We start from the raw sequence: 16,744 nt of genomic DNA, 5'->3' as shown, positions 1-16,744 counted from the left end.
TCGCAGCAGACAGGGCAGAAGTGGCCTGTCAGCGGTCGGCGAGGTGGTGGATTCGCCCGTCCGTGACCGCCAGCGGCTGGCCCGTTCCACCCCAGCGCACCGCGATGATCTCGGCCGCGATCGAGATCGCTGTCTCCTCGGGAGTGCGCGCTCCGAGGTCGAGGCCGATCGGGCTGGAGAGCCTGGCCAGCTCCTCGTCGGTCAGTCCGGCCTCGCGCAGTCGGGCGGTGCGGTCGTCGTGGGTACGCCGGCTGCCCATCGCGCCGACGTACGCCAGTTCCGGCAGCCGCAGGGCGACCTCGAGCAGCGGCACGTCGAACTTCGGGTCGTGGGTCAGGACGGTGATGACGGTGCGGGCATCGACCGAGCCGGCGTCGACCAGCTTGGTGAGGTAGCGGTGCGGCCAGTCGACGACGACCTCGTCAGCCTCGGGGAACCTGGTGGCCGTCGCGAAGACGGGCCGCGCGTCGCAGACCGTGACGTGGTAGCCGAGGAAGGCGCCCACCCGCGCCACGGCGGCGGCGAAGTCGATCGCCCCGAACACCAGCATCAGCGGCTTCGGCGCGAACGCCCAGACGAAGACCTTCATGCCCTCGCCGCGCCGCTCGCCGTCGGGGCCGTAGGTGAGCGTCGCACTGGTCCCCGAGGCCAGGAGCCCCAGCGCGTCGTCGCGCACCGCGTCGTCCATGCGCGCGGACCCGAGGGACGCGCCTTCGACGGCTTCGTCGGGTCGGACGAGGATCCGACGTCCGACGACCGTGGGGTCCGGGTGCTCCACCACGGTGGCCACCGCGATCGGGCGGCCGGCCTCGATGTCGGCGGCGATGTCGGCGAGCTCTGGGAAGGTCTCACGCGAGACCTTCTCGACGTACACGTCGAGGATGCCGCCGCAGGTGAGCCCGACCGCGAACGCGTCGTCGTCGGAGACGCCGTACCTCTCGAGCACCGGGGTGCCCTCGGCGACGACCGACTGGGCCAGGTCGTAGACCGCACCCTCGACGCAGCCGCCCGACACCGACCCGACGGCCTCGCCGTCGGGCCCGACGAGCATCGACGCGCCAGGGGGCCGCGGCGCGGACTGGAAGGTCGCGACCACGGTGCCGACGCCGATCGTCTCGCCGGCCTCCCACCACCGCATCAGCTCGGGCAGCACCTCACGCACGCGCGATCACCTCCGCGACCTCGTGGAACGTCGCCAGCGAGTGCCCGGCGACGAAGTCCTGGCACCACGGCAGCGCCGCGACGACGCCCTGCTGGACGGGCTCGTAGCCCACCTTGCCGCGGTGCGGGTTGACCCAGACGACGCGGTGCGCGATCCGGTGCAGGCGCTGCATCTGCTCGGCCAGCAGCGTCGGGTCGCCGCGCTCCCAGCCGTCGCTGAAGATGACCACGACCGCGCCGCGCGCCATGCCCCGCTGGCCCCAGCGGTCGAGGAAGACGCGCAGGGTCTCGCCGAGCCGGGTGCCGCCGGACCAGTCCGGCACCGTCTCCCCGGCCGCGACGATGGCGCGGTCGGCGTCGCGCAGTCGCAGCGCCCGGGTGAGGTGGGTGAGCCGGGTGCCCACGGTGAACGTCTCGACACGCGCCCTTCCGCTGGTCGAGCCGGTCGAGACCGTGAAGCGGTGGGCCAGGCGCAGCAGCGCGTCGGCGTACGCCGTCATCGAGCCGGAGACGTCGACCAGCAGCACCACCCGGCGCGGCCGCCGCCCACGGCGTCGCCGGGCGATCTCGGCGGGCTCGCCCAGCCGCCGCAGGCTGGCGCGCAGGGTCCGGGTCGCGTCGATCTCGCCGCGGTGCCAGCGCTGGTGCCGGGCGGTACGACGCGTCGGCGGCCGCAACGACAGCGAGGCGAAGAGCGCGGCCAGCCGCTGCTTCTCGGCCGGGGTCATCGCCGCGACGTCGCGGTGCCGCAGCACCTCGGTCTCGCTGGCCAGCGCGCGGACGTGGTCCTGGTCGTCGGAGTCGGCGTCGCCCTCGGCCGCGTCGTCGTCCTCCAGGCTCATCGAGCTGACCGGGGTCGGCTCCGAGGCCGGCCGGGAGCGCGGCAGCCCGTCGCGGGCGTTGAAGTAGGCGTCGAAGACCTGGTCGTAGCGGGCCCGGTCGTCCGGACCTGCGCAGAGGGTGGCCCGCCCGGCCCAGTACGTCGCGCGCCGGTCGTCGACGCCGACGATCGAGGCGGCCTCGAGGTAGCCCTGCGTGCGGTCGAGCGTCACCGGCACCCCGCTGGCCGCCAGGGCCCTGGCGAAGCCGACCAGGATCTCGTCGGGCTGCCTCAGGGTCGCCGTCACGTCGTCAGCATCCGCTCGAGTGCCTGCCTGACCCGGTCGCCGTCCTCGCGGTACTTCACGAGGGCGCCGAGCGTCGCCGACGCGGTGGCGAGGTCGACCTCGGCGGCGCCGAGGTGGTGGAGCGCGCGGGCCCAGTCGAGGGTCTCGGCGACACCCGGCGGCTTGAGCAGGCCGTCGCCGGTGCGCAGCTGCTGGACCAGGGTGACGACCTGCTCGGCCAGCGCTTGCGAGACCTCGGGCGCCCGCGACCGGACGATGGCCACCTCCCGCTCCAGCCCCGGGTGGTCGATCCAGTGGTAGAGGCAGCGCCGCTTCAGTGCGTCGTGCAGCTCGCGGGTGCGGTTCGAGGTCAGCACCACGAAGGGCGGGCGGGCTGCCTTCACCGTGCCCAGCTCGGGGATGGTCACCTGGTAGGTCGACAAGACCTCCAGCAGGAACGCCTCGAACTCGTCGTCGGCCCGGTCGACCTCGTCGACGAGCAGCACGGCCGGGCTCTCCTGCAGCGCGGTCAGCACCGGACGCGCCAGCAGGAAGCGGGCGTCGTACAGGCTCTTCTCGGCCTCTTCGACGTCCTGCTCGGCGCCGCCGCGGTTGGTGACCGCCTCGAGGGCGCGCAGGTGCAGGATCTGGCGCGGGAAGTCCCAGTCGTAGAGCGCCTGCGTGGCGTCGATGCCCTCGTAGCACTGGAGTCGGATGAGCGGCAGGTCGAGCGACTGCGCCATCGCCTCGGCCAGCGCGGTCTTGCCGGTGCCGGGCTCGCCTTCGAGCAGCAGCGGCCGCTCCATGCGCTGGGCGAGGAACACGACGGTCGCGAGCGCCTCGTCGGTGAGGTAGCCGGTCGCCTGCAGCCGCGCGGCGACGTCCTGCACCGACTCCCCAGGCTCGGCGTTGTCCACGCTTCCAGGCTACTCAGCGGGGTGTTGGTTCCTGGTTGGCCGAGCGCCGCAGCCTGGACGGTGAGCGACCTCGACGACGACCTGGAGCGCACGATCCAGGATCCGCAAGTCCAGATAGGTGACCACGATCAGCACGGATAGGTGACCGCTCGGACGTGCTCCTCGTGGTCAGCTAACGCGAGTCCTGGTCGTGCCCGGACGCGAGGTCGCCGCACTCGACGAGGGTGAGCTGGTGCTGGTGGGCGAGGAGGTAGTCGCGGGCGCCCCGGTCACCGGCAGCGGTCTCGATGACGCCGGCCCAGTGGTCGCGGCCGAGGAGGACGGGGTGGCCGGGCTCGCCGTCGTACGCCGCCCTCGCGAGCGCCTGCGGTCCGGTCGCCGCGGCCAGCACGCGCGCGACCACGTCGGGTCCGACGTCGGGCAGGTCGACGAGCGAGACCAGGGTGGCGACCGGCCCGGTGAGCGCGTCAGGGAGCGCGCCGAGCCCGGCGCGGAGCGAGGCGCCCATGCCCTCCGCCCAGTCGGCGGCGATGACGACCTCGACCTTGCCGTCCAGCATCAGCCGGGCCTCCGCCGCACCGGCCCCGAGGACGACCGTGACCTGCGCGCAGCCGCCGTCGCGCAGCGCGGCGAGCGAGCGGTGCAGCCAGGACGTGCCGTCGTCGTCACGGACCAGCGCCTTGGGCATCCCCATCCGCCGGCCCTCGCCCGCCGCCAGGAGCAGACCGTGGACGCCGGTGGGATCAGGGAACCGATCAGCCACCGAACGCCTCGTCGTAGAGGCCGGCCAGCTGCTCGTCGTACGCCGCGCTGAGCCCACAGACCATCAGCTCCCCGTCGATCCCGGCGACCAGGAACCGTCCGCCCTCCTCGAACGCGACGGCACCGATCAGTGCCTGCATCTGCCCGGACTGGGCGCGGACCTGCGCGACGTCGCCGCCGTCGCCGCGGTACCAGTCGTCGACCTCGACGTCGACGAGCCCGTGCTCGATCGACCGGACCGTGCCGCTGAAGGCCACGTCCGCCTCGGCGAGCACGTCGGCCGACGGCGCCATGCAGCGGCCTGCGCCGGCGTCGGGCGGGGCCTCGAGCAGCACCGCCTCGCCGGCCGGCGACGACCCGCTCGTCGAGGCCTCGGCGGCACTCTCCGCGCCACCCAGGTCGTCGTCCTGGGCACTGGACCCGCACCCGGCGACCGCGAGGAGGACGACAGGGACGAGGAGACCGAGGCGTCGCATGCCTCCACGGTGCCACACTGCCGAGGTGGACCACCTCGAGCCGGAGCAGCTCGACGTCGACGGCCGGAGGATGAGCTACCGCCGGGCGGGCGCCGGCGACCCGCTGGTGCTGCTGCACGGCGGCTGGAGCGACAGCCGGGCCTGGTCTCACCAGCTCGGCTCACTCTCGGACGACTTCGACGTCCTGGCGTTCGACGTGCCCGGCTGCGGCGGCTCCGACGACCCGCCCGGGCCGGTGCCGTTCGCGTGGTACGCCGACGCGGTGGCCGACCTGATCGATACGCTCGACCTCGGGCCGGTCCACCTGGGCGGGCTCTCCTTCGGGGCCGGACTGGCCCTGGCCTTCGCGCAGCGGTATCCGGCGAAGGTGCGCTCGCTGGTGCTCGCCGGTGCGTACGCCGGCTGGGCCGGTTCCCTCCCGGCCGACGAAGTCGCCGCCCGGCTGACCCGGCTGCGCGGCGAGCTCGCCCGCCCGCCGTCGGAGTGGGCCGACGCCTATCTGGCGGAGTTCTTCCACACCGACCCGGGCCCCGAGCCGACCGAGCTGTTCCGCACGATGCTGCACTCCGTGCGCCCTGCCGGGACGCTGCCGATGATCGAGGCGTTCGCCGCTGCCGACCTGCGACCCGGACTGGCCGGTCTCGACCGTCCGACGCTGCTGATGGTCGGCGAGCACGACGTGCGCGCTCCGCTGCCCGTCGCGCGGGCGATCCACGCAGCCCTGCCCGACTCCCGGCTCGTCGTCGTGCCGGGCGTCGGCCACGACGTCCACGTCGAGGCACCCGGGTTCTTCGAGCGCGAGGTCCGCGCGTTCCTCGCCGGCCTCTAAGACGCAGAACGCCGTGACGCAGAACGGCCCCCGCCGAAGCGGGGGCCGTTCTGGTGTTGCGCTGTCTGCTTGGCGGACCGAGGCTTCGAGACGCACCGGGCAGTCCTTCGCTTCGCTCAGGTCTGCGCCGGACGCTCCTCAACCTGATCGACCGACGGCGTCCGCGGCTTCGCCGCGTGCGCCTGGTCGATCAGAAGTCCATCCCGCCCATGCCGCCGGACGGGTCGCCGCCCATCGGGGCAGCCTTCTCCGGCTTGTCGGCCACGACGGCCTCGGTGGTGAGGAACAGCGCGGCGATCGACGCGGCGTTCTGCAGCGCCGAGCGGGTCACCTTGGCGGGGTCGATGATGCCGGTGGCGATCATGTCGACGTACTCGCCGGTGGCCGCGTTGAGCCCGTGGCCCGGGGTCAGGCCGCGCACCTTCTCCGCGATGACGCCACCCTCGAGACCGGCGTTGACCGCGATCTGCTTGAGCGGGGCCTCGATGGCGACCTTGACGATGTTGGCACCGGTGGCCTCGTCGCCCGAGAGGTCGAGCTTCTCGAACGCCGTGGCGCCGGCCTGCACCAGGGCCACGCCGCCGCCGGCGACGATGCCCTCCTCGACGGCCGCCTTCGCGTTGCGAACGGCGTCCTCGATGCGGTGCTTGCGCTCCTTGAGCTCCACCTCGGTGGCCGCGCCGACCTTGATGACGGCCACGCCGCCGGCCAGCTTGGCGAGGCGCTCCTGGAGCTTCTCGCGGTCGTAGTCGGAGTCCGACTTCTCGATCTCGGCGCGGATCTGGTTGACACGACCGGCGATCTGGTCGCTGTCGCCCGAACCCTCGACGATGGTGGTCTCGTCCTTGGTGATGACGACCTTGCGGGCCTGGCCCAGCAGCTCGACGCCGGTCGACTCGAGCTTGAGACCGACCTCCTCGGAGATGACCTGGCCACCGGTCAGGATCGCGATGTCCTGCAGCATGGCCTTGCGGCGGTCACCGAAGCCCGGTGCCTTGACGGCGACGGACTTGAAGGTGCCGCGGATCTTGTTGACCACCAGGGTCGACAGGGCCTCGCCGTCGACGTCCTCGGCGATGATCAGCAGCGGCTTGCCCGACTGCATGACCTTCTCGAGGAGCGGCAGCAGGTCCTTGACCGAGGAGACCTTCTGGTTGGCCACGAGGATGTAGGGGTCCTCGAGGACCGTCTCCATGCGCTCGGGGTCGGTGACGAAGTAGGCCGAGATGTAGCCCTTGTCGAAGCGCATGCCCTCGGTCAGCTCGAGGTCCAGCCCGAAGGTGTTGGACTCCTCGACGGTGATGACGCCTTCCTTGCCGACCTTGTCCATCGCCTCGGCGATGATCTCGCCGACGGTCTCGTCGGCCGCGGAGATGGACGCCGTCGAGGCGATCTGCTCCTTGGTCTCGACGTCCTTGGCCATGGTCAGCAGCTGGGCGGAGACGGCCTCGACAGCCGCCTCGATGCCGCGCTTGAGGCTCATCGGGTTGGCACCGGCTGCGACGTTGCGCAGGCCCTCGCGGACCATCGCCTGGGCGAGCACGGTGGCGGTGGTGGTGCCGTCACCAGCGACGTCGTCGGTCTTCTTGGCGACCTCCTTGACGAGCTCGGCACCGATCTTCTCGTAGGGGTCCTCGAGCTCGATCTCCTTGGCGATGCTCACACCGTCGTTGGTGATCGTGGGGGCGCCCCACTTCTTCTCGAGGACGACGTTGCGGCCCTTGGGACCGAGCGTGACCTTGACGGCGTCCGCGAGCGTGTTCATGCCACGCTCGAGGCCGCGCCGGGCCTCCTCGTTGAAAGCAATCAGCTTGCTCATGCTGGGCGATTCCTTTACCGGATCTGATGTCCTGGAGGATCGGAACGCTGCCCGCGACGGACGGCCCGGCCGTGTCGGCGGACCCTTCCCGCCGGCGTTCCGGACCTCAGCCTCCCCGATCCAGGGTTGTCACTCTCGTGTCGAGAGTGCCAGCGTCATGTTTAGCACTCGCCCACGTCGAGTGCAAACGGTGCGCGTTTCCGGTAGACAGGCCTCATGACGCTCTCTCGGATGCTCGCCCGCCCGATGCTCGCCTCGGTGTTCGTCGCTGGGGGCGTCGCCGCGCTCAAGGACGCGAAGTCCAAGGCAGGGGCCGCGGAGCCGGTGACCGACAGGCTGGTCCCGCTGCTGCAGAAGCTCGCCCCTCAGCTCCCGATCCCCGAGGACCCCACGACGCTCGTGCGGATCTCCGGCGCGGCGCAGGTCGTGGCCGGCCTCGCGCTCGCCACCGGGCGCGCCCCCCGGCTGTCGGCGACGGTGCTGGCCGTGACGCTGGTGCCCACGACCGTGGCCGAGCACCCCTTCTGGGAGGAGCCCGACCCCGCGGCCAAGCGCGCCCAGCGTCAGCACTTCCTCAAGAACGTCTCGATGCTCGGCGGCCTGTTCCTCGCGGCCGTCGACACCGAGGGCAAGCCGGGTCTCGCCTGGCGGGCGCAGCGGGTCGCCGGCGACGCCCGGCGCGAGGCGCGTCAGCTGGCCAGGGAGGCCCGGCGCGAGGCCAGGCTCGCCCGGGCCCGCCTCACCTGAGCCGTCCCGGACCCAACCGCGCAGCCACCAGGTCGGCGAACGGCTCGGCGAGCCCCGGCAGCACGTCGAGGTAGAGCCCCGGCTCGATCAGCTCCAGCTCCCCCACGCACCAACGACCCTCGTGACGGAGCAGGTCGACGCGCGCGTAGTCGATCCGGCGCCCGGTGATCTCGCCCGCCCGCACGAGCGCTGCCTCGGCCAGCGCGACGACGTCCTCGTCGAGGGACACCGGACTCACGACCGCTCCGCGCTCCTCGTGCGCCCGGATCTCGCCGCGGCCCGGCACCTTCCGGACCCGACCCCGGGCCCGCCCGTCGATCATGAAGATCGAGTGCTCGCCCTCTGTGCGTATCGACTCGACGAGCGGTTGCACGACGAGGGGTACGTCGGGCACGCCTGCCAGCACCGGGTCCGCGGCGTCGGAGGCCAGCACCACGCCGTGCCCGCTCGCGCCCACGCGTGGCTTCACCACGGCGACCCGCCCCAGCGCCGCCACCGCACCCACCAGCCCCCACCGGCCGGCCAGCGCCACGGTCGGGACGACGGGCAGGTCGCCGAGCCCGGTGAGGTAGGCCTTGTCGGAGTTCCAGGCGAAGACGTCGGCGCCGTTGAGCAGGAGCGTCTCCTGCTCGACCTGCCGCGCCCAGACGAGGAAGTCGTCGAGACGGTGGGTGTAGTCCCACGTGGACCGAACCGCGACCAACCCGGCCTCCGACCAGCGGACCGCAGGGTCGTCCCACCGCACCCAGCGGGAGTCGATGCCACGCGCGGCCAGTGCCGCGTCCAGGACGGCGGCGTTCGGCTCACCCTCGGGACGATCGGCGCAGGTAGCGAGTAATACGCTCACCTCATCATGCTAGGCCCGCGCCCGTGGTCTGGACAATCATCAGAGCCTTGTCGATTCGACAGCTCGTCGCCCGTCATCTCGATGACAGACTCCGACCGAGCGAGAGGAACCCCATGACCGAGTACATCGTCCTGATCCCCGACAACGAGACCACCTGGGCGGCGCTCGACGAGACCGAGCGCCAGCGGGTCTACGGCAAGCACCGCGACTTCGCCGCCGCGCTGGCCGAGCGCGGGCACAAGATGACCGGGGGCGCCGAGCTCGCGCCGGCGTCGCAGGCACGCGTCGTACGACGCGACACCGGCGGCGCGATCGCGGTCACGGAGGGACCGTACGCCGAGGCCGTCGAGCAGCTCAGCGGCTTCTACCTCATCGAGACCGACGACCTCCCGGGACTCCTCGACACCGTCGGCATCCTCGCCGAGGGGGAGGGCGCCCTCGAGGTGCGCGAGTGCCTGTCCGGAAGCGGGGGGTGACGGTGTGAAGTTCGTCGTGATGATGGCGGAGGAGAACGCCGCCGAGCGCTGGGAGGCGTTGACCGAGGCCGAGCGCGACGAGGCGATGGCCGCGATGGGCGCCTTCCACGAGGCCGTCGAGCAGCGCGGTTCCGTCGTCGCGGGCGAGGCGCTCGACGACGCGTCCACCGCGCGCACCGTGCACCCCGGCTCCGGCGCGGACCGCAAGGTCACCGACGGCCCCTACGCCGAGACCGTCGAGCAGGTGGGCGGCCTCTGGATCGTCGACCTCCCCGACCTCGACACCGCCGTCGAGCTCGTCCGGATGCTCCCGGCCGCCTACACCGTCGAGATCCGCCCCGTGGTCGACATCGGCGAGTGACCCCGGAGCCGGAACCGCAGCCAGGCGCCCAGACAGGCGCCCAGACCGTCTTGGCGACCGTCCAGCGCGACGAGTGGGCCCGACTGCTGGCCCTGCTCGTCGCTCAGTACCGGCGCCTCGACCTCGCCGAGGACGCCCTCGCCGACGCCGTCGAGGCCGCAGCCCGCACCTGGGCGCGCGACGGCGTCCCGACCAACCCACCCGCGTGGCTGCTGACCACCGCGCGGCGCAGGGTCCTCGACCGGATCCGGGCCGAGGCGGTGCACGCCCGCACCCTGCCCCGGCTCGCCGTCGAGGCCGAGATCCAGGAGGAGGCCCAGCGCGTCATGGCCGACTCCACCGCCCCGGGCGAGAGGCTCGTCCACGACGAGCGCCTGCGCCTGGTGCTGTTCTGCACGCACCCCGCGCTCGCTCCCGAGGCGGCCGCTGCGCTGACCCTGCGCCTGGTGATGGGCGTGCCGACGGCCGACATCGCGCGGCTGTTCCTGGTGCCGACCGCCACCATGGCGGCCCGGCTCACCCGGGCGCGAAAGCGCCTGGCGGCCGAGGCGTTCGTGCTGCCCACCGGCGCCGACCTCGACGGGCGGCTGGACCTCGCCGCGGAGGTGGCCTACCTCGCCTTCACGGCCGGCTACGCGCCCGGGTCGGGTCCTGACGTCCTGCGCACCGACCTGGCCGCCGAGGCGGTCCGGCTGGTGCGGGTCATCCGGGAGGTCGCGCCGCCCCGCGCCGAGCTGGACGCCCTCCTGGCGCTGGTCCTGCTGCAGCACTCGCGGCGCCGCGCCCGGGTCGCCCCGGACCCGGAGACCGGCGAGCCCGCGGTCGTGCTGCTGCCCGACCAGGACCGGACGCGCTGGGACCACGCGGCGATCGACGAGGCGATCCGGCTGCTCAGGCCGCTCGTCCACGCCAGCCCGGCGCCGTACCTCCTCCAGGCCCTCATCGCCGCCGAGCACGCCATGGCCGCGAGCGCGGCCGAGACGGACTGGCCGCGGATCGCGGAGCGGTACGCCGAGCTCGAGCAGCTCACCGGCTCCCCCGTCGTCCGGCTCAACCGCGCCGTCGCGATCGCCGAGGCCGACGGGCCGCTCGCGGGTCTCGCCCTGCTCGACGGCCTGGACCTGCCCGGTCACCGGTTGCCGTCGGTGCGCGCCGAGCTCCTCGTCCGGGCCGGGCGTCACGACGAGGCGCTGGCGGCGTACGACGCTGCGCTGGCCCGCTGCGACAACGAGGCCGAGCGAGCGCACCTGCGCCGGCGCCGCGAGGCCGCGGCGGCCGAGACGAGGGCCTAGCCCTGGCCGGGCACCGCCAGCCCGAGGAAGATCAGGATCCCGTCACCGCCGGGGTTGCCGTCCTTGCCGGGAGCGCCGAAGGCGTCGACGTCGAAGGGCGGCTTCCAGTTGTTGATGGTCCAGAGGTTGCCGGCCGCGTCGATCTGCGACGCGGTCTGCCGCATCATCGGGCTGAAGCTCGGCTTGCCGCCCGTGCCGTAGAGCGGGGTCCCGTCGGCGAGCAGCACCTGGCTGCCCGCGCTGGGCATGGTCAGACCGGTGCCCGGCGTGAGGGGGGCGCCGGTGGCGGCGCCGCCGCAGTGCCGCCTCGAGAGACCGCACAGCGCCGAGACGCGACCGTAGGGCAGCCTGTCGTCGACCTCGACGTGGCCGAAGTTGCTGATCCAGAGGTTGTCGTGGCCGTCGACGGTGACGTCCCAGGGGCCGAGGACGCCGCCGGCGTCGTGGAAGGGGCCGATCTTGTCGCCGTTCGGGCGGATGCCGTAGACCGAGTCGTCACCGAGGGACGCGACCCAGGCCACGCCGTGCGAGTCGACGTCGATGCCCTTCAACGCGGTGCCGACCTGGACGACGAAGCTCTCGTGGAGCCGCGTGCCGTCGAAGGTCAGCCGGGCGACGGAGCTGGTGAAGGTGCCGAAGAGCCCGCCGCTCAGCGAGACGTACGCCGCACCGTCGGGCGCCACCGCGACGTCGAAGGGCTGGCTGCCGGGGTAGAACTCGTGGCCGATCCCGGCGCCGAGGTCGCCCTTCGGGAAGACGAAGACCTTGTTGTTGCCATAGCTGGTCACCCAGACGTTGCCGTCGGCATCGGTGGCCATGCCCTGCGCGCGGTCGACGCCGGGAGCCGAGGCGAAGCCACCGACCGGCTCGCCCGAGGGTGAGTAGCGGGTGATGCTCTGGCCGGGCGCCGGCTGGTAGTCGGAGCCACCCCACCCGTAGTTGCCGAACCAGACCCGGCCGTTGGCCCCGACGGTGACCCCGAAGCCGGTGCCGAGGATGCCGCCGCCGACGACCGGCGACCTCGGGGTGCTGCCGCTGCCGTCGGCCGGTGAGCCGTCGGGCTTCAGCACGACCACCGAGGTGGCGGAGTAGGGAGTGCCCTGCACGACGTTGTTGGTCGCCCAGGCGAAGCCGCGGCGGTCGAACGCGATGTTGCCCGGCCCGCCCCACAACGTGCCGTCGTCGCCGGTGTCGTTCACCTTCACCGCGATGGACCAGTTGTCGGGGGTCCTGCCGAGCCCCGGCCTGAAGGTGACGCGCTGCCGCGACAGGTCGTGGATCTCGTCGGCGTCCTGCCCGGGGATCCTGGCCAGGTTGGCCAGGCCCTGGACGACGCTGCCCGGCCGGCGACCGAAGCGGCGCGTCGAGTGGAGGAAGTCGTCGGTCGCCACCCGGCTCGCGACGGTCGCGGCCACGACGTTCGCCAGCGACCGGGTCAGCCGCAGGGAGATCGTCTCGTCGGCGTTCGGCGACCTGCGCAGCACCTTGCCGACGGCGCCGGTGAGCGGCGACGCGACGTTGCGCGCCATGCCGTCGGCGATCTTGAGCGCCTGCACGTCGCCGCTGAACTCGCCGCGGTGGCTGAGCTGCGCCAGCGCGTACGCCGCCGCGACCGTGGTCAGCTCGTTGACCGTCGCCTTGCCCGGCAGCTGGGAGCCGAGCAGCGTGACCAGGTCGACGCGGGGCGCGACGGCGGCCGACAGGTAGTAGACGCCCTTCGGCGGCTTGTGCTTCGGCGCGACGGTGAAGCGCCCGCGGGCATCCGTCGTCGTGGTCGCGAACACGCGGGGACCCTTGGCGGTCGCGCGCATCAGCCTGACGGGTACGCCGGCGAGCGGGTCGGCCCCGCTGCCCGCGCCGCTCTGCACGACGCCGTCGAGCGTCGGCCAGGCGGTCTCTCGAGACGCAGCAGGTGGCGTCTCGCTCGGCACCGCCCCCGTGCTCGCCACTGGAAGCGCGCCCAGCGCACCCCCGAGCAGCCCCAGCGCACCCACGACCGCGACGCAGCTCCGACCCAGCTCCATTGGCGTACCTCCCCAGCGGAGTCTCGCTGCCGGGGCGGGACCCGTCAATGCGGTCGTATCATCTCGCGCTCGCGAGCCACTCGACGACGGTTCGGCCGAACTGGTCGCGCAGGTCGGTGGTGAGCGAGTGCGTGACGCCCTCGACGAGCCGGACGTCGGCGTGCGGGACCGCCGCGGCGAACCTCGGGGCGGCCTGCTCGCTGAGCTCGCGCGTCGCGGCGGGCTCGGTGGCGAGGAGCAGCAAGACCGGGTAGCCGCCGGCGGCGATCGCGGGCCAGCGCGACACGGGCGAGCTCTGCATGAGGTGGTAGCGCGCGGCCCCGGCAGCGACCGCGCCGACCTTGGTGACCAGACCTCCCTCGGGGTCCTCGGTGACCGCGATCAGGATCAGGTCGACCAGCGGGTCGTCGACGTCGACCTCGAGCTGGCCGGCCAGGTCGGCGCGGTCGCGCGCGCGCAGCCGGCTCTCCCCCGCGGCGGCCACCATCTCCTCGAGCGTCGCGCCGACCGGGGCGCCGGTCGAGGCGTCGTAGTCGACATGCCCGCTGTCGACGAGCACCAGGGACTCGACCCGCTCGGGTCGCGCCGCGGCCATGTACGCCGCGATAGCGCCGCCCCAGCTGTGCCCGCCGAGCACGACTCGGTCGAGGCCGAGCTGGCCGGCCAGCGACCAGAGGCGGTCGGCCATCGCGGGCACGGAGTAGTCCTCGGCGGCCAGCGCGGGCGAGTCGCCGTAGCCGGGCAGGTCGGGCGAGACGACGTGGAAGCCCGCCTCTACCAGGGGCGCGACCGAGACGTCCAGCAGGGCGGCCGAGCTGGCCGGGCCGAGAGCGTGCGCGAAGAGCACCGGTCTCCCGCCTGCCTCTCCCCACTCGCGGACCGCCAGGTCGGTCCCGCCCACGTCGACATGCCGCACTCGCATCTCGCGATCGCGCCGCAGCGACCTCATCATGTACTGCGCGACGTCTCCGTAGTCATTCGGACGGCGACCGCCGATCACGTCCACCGTTCTGTGAGTGATGTCGTACGACGGCCCACACTTGCTCGTCCATTGACCGTCCGGCAGTTGACGGGCGGCATGCGTCGGGGCTCCTGACAAGGAGTACAGGGCAACCTTTTCCAGGCCTTCTTCAGGGTCGCCGGAGTCACAAGGCTCGTAGCCCAGAGTGCGGAACGCTGCGACAAAGTTCTCTATCGTCGGATCGAGGTCAATCCCATCGGGCCAGTAGTGACCTCCGAGCTGCCGTCCACCAATGGACTGAGCTGGCCACCACCATCGCTGATCGTCCCCAGCGGCCCAAGCGATGCAGTTGTACTCCGGAGTTCTGTTGCTGGTTACGACGAAATGATCGGGCCGCAACCGTGGAAAGACCTGGCAGAGCAGGGTTTCCGCGGTCAGCGGCCCTGGTCGTACCATTCAACCCACTTTTGAGCAGCTTCGCGCATCGTGTCAGCTCCAGTTCCGTGATCTGTCCCCACGATGGCCGCCAGCGCCCAGTAGTAGTGCTGCGGCCCGCTCCGCAGTTCATCGATCATGAACGGGACTACTTGTGGGCCAAGTCCGATCATCTGTTGGTACGCAGGGTGCATCGTCATTTGCTGGACGTTGGAAACCATCTCCGTCGCTGCGAGCCACTCGTCGCGAAGATCTGAGAACTGGGCGAACACTTCTACATTGCTTCGCTGTAACCCGTCCGGTCTCGGCGGCGCGATCTTCGCGAACTGCAGCAGATCAAACTTGTACGACTTTCCTGGATCGTCGATCTCCCAGCCGCCACGTAGCCCTTCGGCTTTGGCCTCAGATGGGGTCGGCTCGTCTGAGTACTCCTTGATAGGGTCCAGCACTTCGTGTTCACGCTGAGAGGAGCGGAGAGGCATTAGTCATCCTCGGAAGTGTCGAAGGCGGACATCGAGAGTCGGCCAAGCATGGCTTCCAGCGATGCGGCCTTCTGTTGAGCGCGGGTGATGGCCTCCAACAGTTCGGAAAGTTGAGATGTGGTCATCGCGACCTCCACCACCTCGTCCCGTTCGGCGAAGCAATCGAGGCGGAGTCGGTGTACCACCACGGCGCCAAGTGGCTCTTCGTCGGGGTCATCAAAGATAGGCACCAGATCAGTCACGAATCTTGCGAGGTGTAGTCGGCGTGAGTGCTCCGTGACAAGGTCCGCGGCTTTGCCGAGCGTCTTCACCGCTGGCGAGTCGAGAGCTCCGTGTAGGAACGCGACGAAGCCACCTCGCTGCTCGTCGTCAACATCAACGCCGTCAGCACGCGAAACTCCATCTGCAACAGCCTCAAGACCCCAGTCATGGGCTTTCGCGACGGCTGCGAGCCCGAATAGCTCGCCAAGTACTTCATTTGCCCACTTTGTTGACTCCGGGGCATTCCCCAGCGCCTCCGCGATTTCTACTTTCAGCGCGTGCATCGAAACTGTGACGGGCTTACCGTGTAGGACTCGCTGGACTGCAGCCCGCGCGTCGGCATTCAGCGAGACCAGAAAATTGATTGTCGGAACGGCTCGCGCCGGAACACGCACTCCAACTCGCTCAACCACCTCTGCTCCTGTCCCTCGGGCGCCTGACGACGTCAGGATGTCACACAGCACACAGTCACCTGGGCACCTTCGTTGGAAGGGCGACAAGGCAAGTAGCGGTTCGCGGGTCCCGCCCTCGCATCAGGTCGTCGTCTTCTCGGGGATCTCGGGGTCCTCGGAGTCGTCTAGCACCGGTGGCGGCAGCCAGCGCGGGAACAGCCCCGCCACCACGACCACGAGCACGGCCATGCCCGACACCAGCGCCGCGTAGCCGAGCCAGAACGACCCGATCGCGAAGCCGGCGTACAAGCCCATCGCGAAGATCTCCGAGCCGAGGCCCGCGACCGACGTGACGGTGGCCCGCGCCGGTCCCTCGATGGCGTCCTGCAGCCGCGCCTCGGTGACGATGAGGACGAGCTGGAGAACGCCGTACCCGAGCGAGATCCCGACGACCGCCGGATAGAGCGACAGCGCCGCGCCGACCCCGATCAGCATCGCCGAGACCGCTGTCAGGGCAGCCATCGAGAGCGCTGACAGGCGCGCGGCCGGCCCGGCCAGCAGCCCACCGAGCGCCTGCGCGGCCGCGGTCGCGGCGGTGAGGAGCGCGACCATCGCGGTCGTCGCGCCGAGGTCGACGAAGACGAGTCCGAAGTACTCGTCGAAGGCGAGGAAGCCGTACATCAGCGCGGTGAGCACGACAGCCCGGCGGACGACCTGGTGCGTGGTCGCCTCTCGGGTGCCGGCCCGGAGCATCGTCCACCAGCGGGCGAGCGGTCCGCCTCGCTGGTCGATCTCGGGGTCACATTCGAACCCGGTTCCTGAGGAGGGAGCGAAGCGACCGCCTCGAAGGGCGGCCTCGGTGTGCGGCGAGGCGCGCGGCAACGACAGCGCGACGAGCGCGTTGACGCAGCAGACCCCGAAGCTGATCCAGCCGGTGAGCTCGATGCCACCCAGGTCGATCAGGGGGGCGGCGGCCAGGTTGGACAGCAGCAGGCCGACCAGTCCGGCGGTCGTGGTCCAGCCGATCACCTGGGCGTAGCGGTGCTCCTGGCCGGCGGCGGCGAGCTCGTCGTAGGTGAACGCCTCGTAGGTCCCCGACGCGAGCGCGGAGGCCAACCCCCACAGCACGAAGCCGATCAAGAAGCCGGTGTAGCCCGGCCAGGCGACCCAGAGCGCGTAGCCCAGACCGTTGACCACGGCGCTCGCCGCCAGCAGCGCGCGCCGCGAGACCACGTCGGCCCAGGCGCCGGAGGGCACCTCGAAGAGGAAGGTGGTCGCCGACCAGACCACGAACAGCGAGGAGATCTCGGCGGCCGACAGTCCGTGCTGGGCGAAGAGCAGCGCGTAGACCGGGTAGATCGGGATCGACTCGCTGAGGAAGGCGTACGCCAGGAGC

17 protein-coding genes and 1 pseudogene are annotated in these 16,744 nt (G+C 71.6%); 5 read left to right on the top strand and 13 right to left on the bottom strand.

The genetic code is table 11. From position 1 onward, the window contains the following. Window positions 1–28: 28 nt before the first annotated feature. The 5 genes from ABD295_RS13710 to ABD295_RS13690 all read right to left on the bottom strand — a co-directional run bounded on the left by ABD295_RS13710 (window position 29) and on the right by ABD295_RS13690 (window position 4,422). Window positions 29–1,162: an XdhC family protein gene (locus tag ABD295_RS13710; protein WP_344304317.1), complete on the bottom strand. Its 1,134-nt coding sequence runs from the start codon at window positions 1,160–1,162 to the stop codon at window positions 29–31. Continuing rightward, the gene (locus ABD295_RS13705; protein WP_344304316.1) at window positions 1,155–2,288 is read right to left on the bottom strand and encodes a vWA domain-containing protein; all 1,134 of its coding nucleotides are present in this window, start codon (window positions 2,286–2,288) and stop codon (window positions 1,155–1,157) included. The genes ABD295_RS13710 and ABD295_RS13705 overlap by 8 nt, the downstream gene beginning before the upstream one ends. After that, window positions 2,285–3,184, bottom strand: a complete 900-nt coding sequence (locus tag ABD295_RS13700; RefSeq protein WP_344304315.1) for an AAA family ATPase — start codon at window positions 3,182–3,184, stop codon at window positions 2,285–2,287. Before ABD295_RS13700 ends, ABD295_RS13705 begins: the two co-directional genes overlap by 4 nt. A 172-nt stretch (window positions 3,185–3,356) precedes the next feature. After that, window positions 3,357–3,947, bottom strand: a complete 591-nt coding sequence (locus tag ABD295_RS13695) for a nucleotidyltransferase family protein (RefSeq protein ID WP_344304314.1) — start codon at window positions 3,945–3,947, stop codon at window positions 3,357–3,359. After that, a complete protein-coding gene (locus tag ABD295_RS13690; protein WP_344304313.1) occupies window positions 3,940–4,422 on the bottom strand; it encodes a hypothetical protein in 483 nt (160 codons plus the stop codon). The genes ABD295_RS13695 and ABD295_RS13690 overlap by 8 nt, the downstream gene beginning before the upstream one ends. A 25-nt stretch (window positions 4,423–4,447) precedes the next feature. Here ABD295_RS13690 and ABD295_RS13685 point away from each other — a divergent pair, with 25 nt between their 5' ends. After that, on the top strand, window positions 4,448–5,251 hold the full coding sequence (locus ABD295_RS13685) for an alpha/beta fold hydrolase (RefSeq protein WP_344304312.1): 804 nt from the start codon (window positions 4,448–4,450) through the stop codon (window positions 5,249–5,251). 190 nt (window positions 5,252–5,441) lie between these two features. Here ABD295_RS13685 and groL read toward each other — a convergent pair whose 3' ends face one another. Further along, window positions 5,442–7,070, bottom strand: a complete 1,629-nt coding sequence (groL, locus tag ABD295_RS13680; protein WP_344304311.1) for a chaperonin GroEL — start codon at window positions 7,068–7,070, stop codon at window positions 5,442–5,444. A 216-nt stretch (window positions 7,071–7,286) separates the two neighbouring features. Here groL and ABD295_RS13675 point away from each other — a divergent pair, with 216 nt between their 5' ends. Beyond that, window positions 7,287–7,817, top strand: a complete 531-nt coding sequence (locus tag ABD295_RS13675) for a DoxX family protein (protein WP_344304310.1) — start codon at window positions 7,287–7,289, stop codon at window positions 7,815–7,817. Here ABD295_RS13675 and ABD295_RS13670 read toward each other — a convergent pair. After that, complete coding sequence (locus tag ABD295_RS13670) at window positions 7,810–8,664, bottom strand: ATP-grasp domain-containing protein (RefSeq protein WP_344304309.1); 855 nt, start codon at window positions 8,662–8,664, stop codon at window positions 7,810–7,812. The two genes, ABD295_RS13675 and ABD295_RS13670, sit on opposite strands and share 8 nt — an antisense overlap. Window positions 8,665–8,777: 113 nt before the next feature. Between ABD295_RS13670 and ABD295_RS13665 the strand changes: the two genes are divergently transcribed. Genes ABD295_RS13665 through ABD295_RS13655 form a run of 3 tightly spaced genes read left to right on the top strand, consistent with a single transcriptional unit; the run spans window position 8,778 to window position 10,793 of the window. Further along, window positions 8,778–9,140: a YciI family protein gene (locus ABD295_RS13665; RefSeq protein WP_344304308.1), complete on the top strand. Its 363-nt coding sequence runs from the start codon at window positions 8,778–8,780 to the stop codon at window positions 9,138–9,140. A 4-nt stretch (window positions 9,141–9,144) separates the two neighbouring features. Further along, the gene (locus ABD295_RS13660; protein ID WP_344304307.1) at window positions 9,145–9,501 is read left to right on the top strand and encodes a YciI family protein; all 357 of its coding nucleotides are present in this window, start codon (window positions 9,145–9,147) and stop codon (window positions 9,499–9,501) included. 50 nt (window positions 9,502–9,551) lie between these two features. Continuing rightward, window positions 9,552–10,793: an RNA polymerase sigma factor gene (locus tag ABD295_RS13655; protein ID WP_344304306.1), complete on the top strand. Its 1,242-nt coding sequence runs from the start codon at window positions 9,552–9,554 to the stop codon at window positions 10,791–10,793. Here ABD295_RS13655 and ABD295_RS13650 read toward each other — a convergent pair. The 6 genes and pseudogenes from ABD295_RS13650 to ABD295_RS13630 form a co-directional block, all read right to left on the bottom strand. Then, window positions 10,790–12,817, bottom strand: coding sequence for a hypothetical protein (locus tag ABD295_RS13650; RefSeq protein WP_344304305.1), 2,028 nt, complete (start codon window positions 12,815–12,817; stop codon window positions 10,790–10,792). The genes ABD295_RS13655 and ABD295_RS13650 overlap by 4 nt on opposite strands. A 58-nt stretch (window positions 12,818–12,875) precedes the next feature. After that, a complete protein-coding gene (locus tag ABD295_RS13645) occupies window positions 12,876–13,739 on the bottom strand; it encodes an alpha/beta fold hydrolase (protein WP_344304304.1) in 864 nt (287 codons plus the stop codon). Window positions 13,740–13,778: 39 nt separating this feature from the next. Beyond that, window positions 13,779–14,234 (bottom strand): annotated as a pseudogene (locus ABD295_RS21215) (DUF7689 domain-containing protein); the annotation flags it as partial. Continuing rightward, a complete protein-coding gene (locus ABD295_RS13640; RefSeq protein WP_344304303.1) occupies window positions 14,213–14,695 on the bottom strand; it encodes a hypothetical protein in 483 nt (160 codons plus the stop codon). The gene ABD295_RS13640 and the pseudogene ABD295_RS21215, both read right to left, overlap by 22 nt. Next, window positions 14,695–15,369, bottom strand: coding sequence for a hypothetical protein (locus tag ABD295_RS13635; RefSeq protein ID WP_344304302.1), 675 nt, complete (start codon window positions 15,367–15,369; stop codon window positions 14,695–14,697). Before ABD295_RS13635 ends, ABD295_RS13640 begins: the two co-directional genes overlap by 1 nt. A gap of 120 nt (window positions 15,370–15,489) precedes the next feature. Next, the gene (locus ABD295_RS13630; protein WP_344304435.1) at window positions 15,490–16,740 is read right to left on the bottom strand and encodes an MFS transporter; all 1,251 of its coding nucleotides are present in this window, start codon (window positions 16,738–16,740) and stop codon (window positions 15,490–15,492) included. Window positions 16,741–16,744: the final 4 nt, after the last annotated feature.

Source organism: Nocardioides bigeumensis (genome assembly GCF_039531755.1).
In the GTDB taxonomy this organism is placed as follows: domain Bacteria; phylum Actinomycetota; class Actinomycetes; order Propionibacteriales; family Nocardioidaceae; genus Nocardioides; species Nocardioides bigeumensis.
The sequence above is the reverse complement of the archived record's forward strand: the minus strand, read 5'-3'. Positions and strand labels throughout refer to the sequence as shown.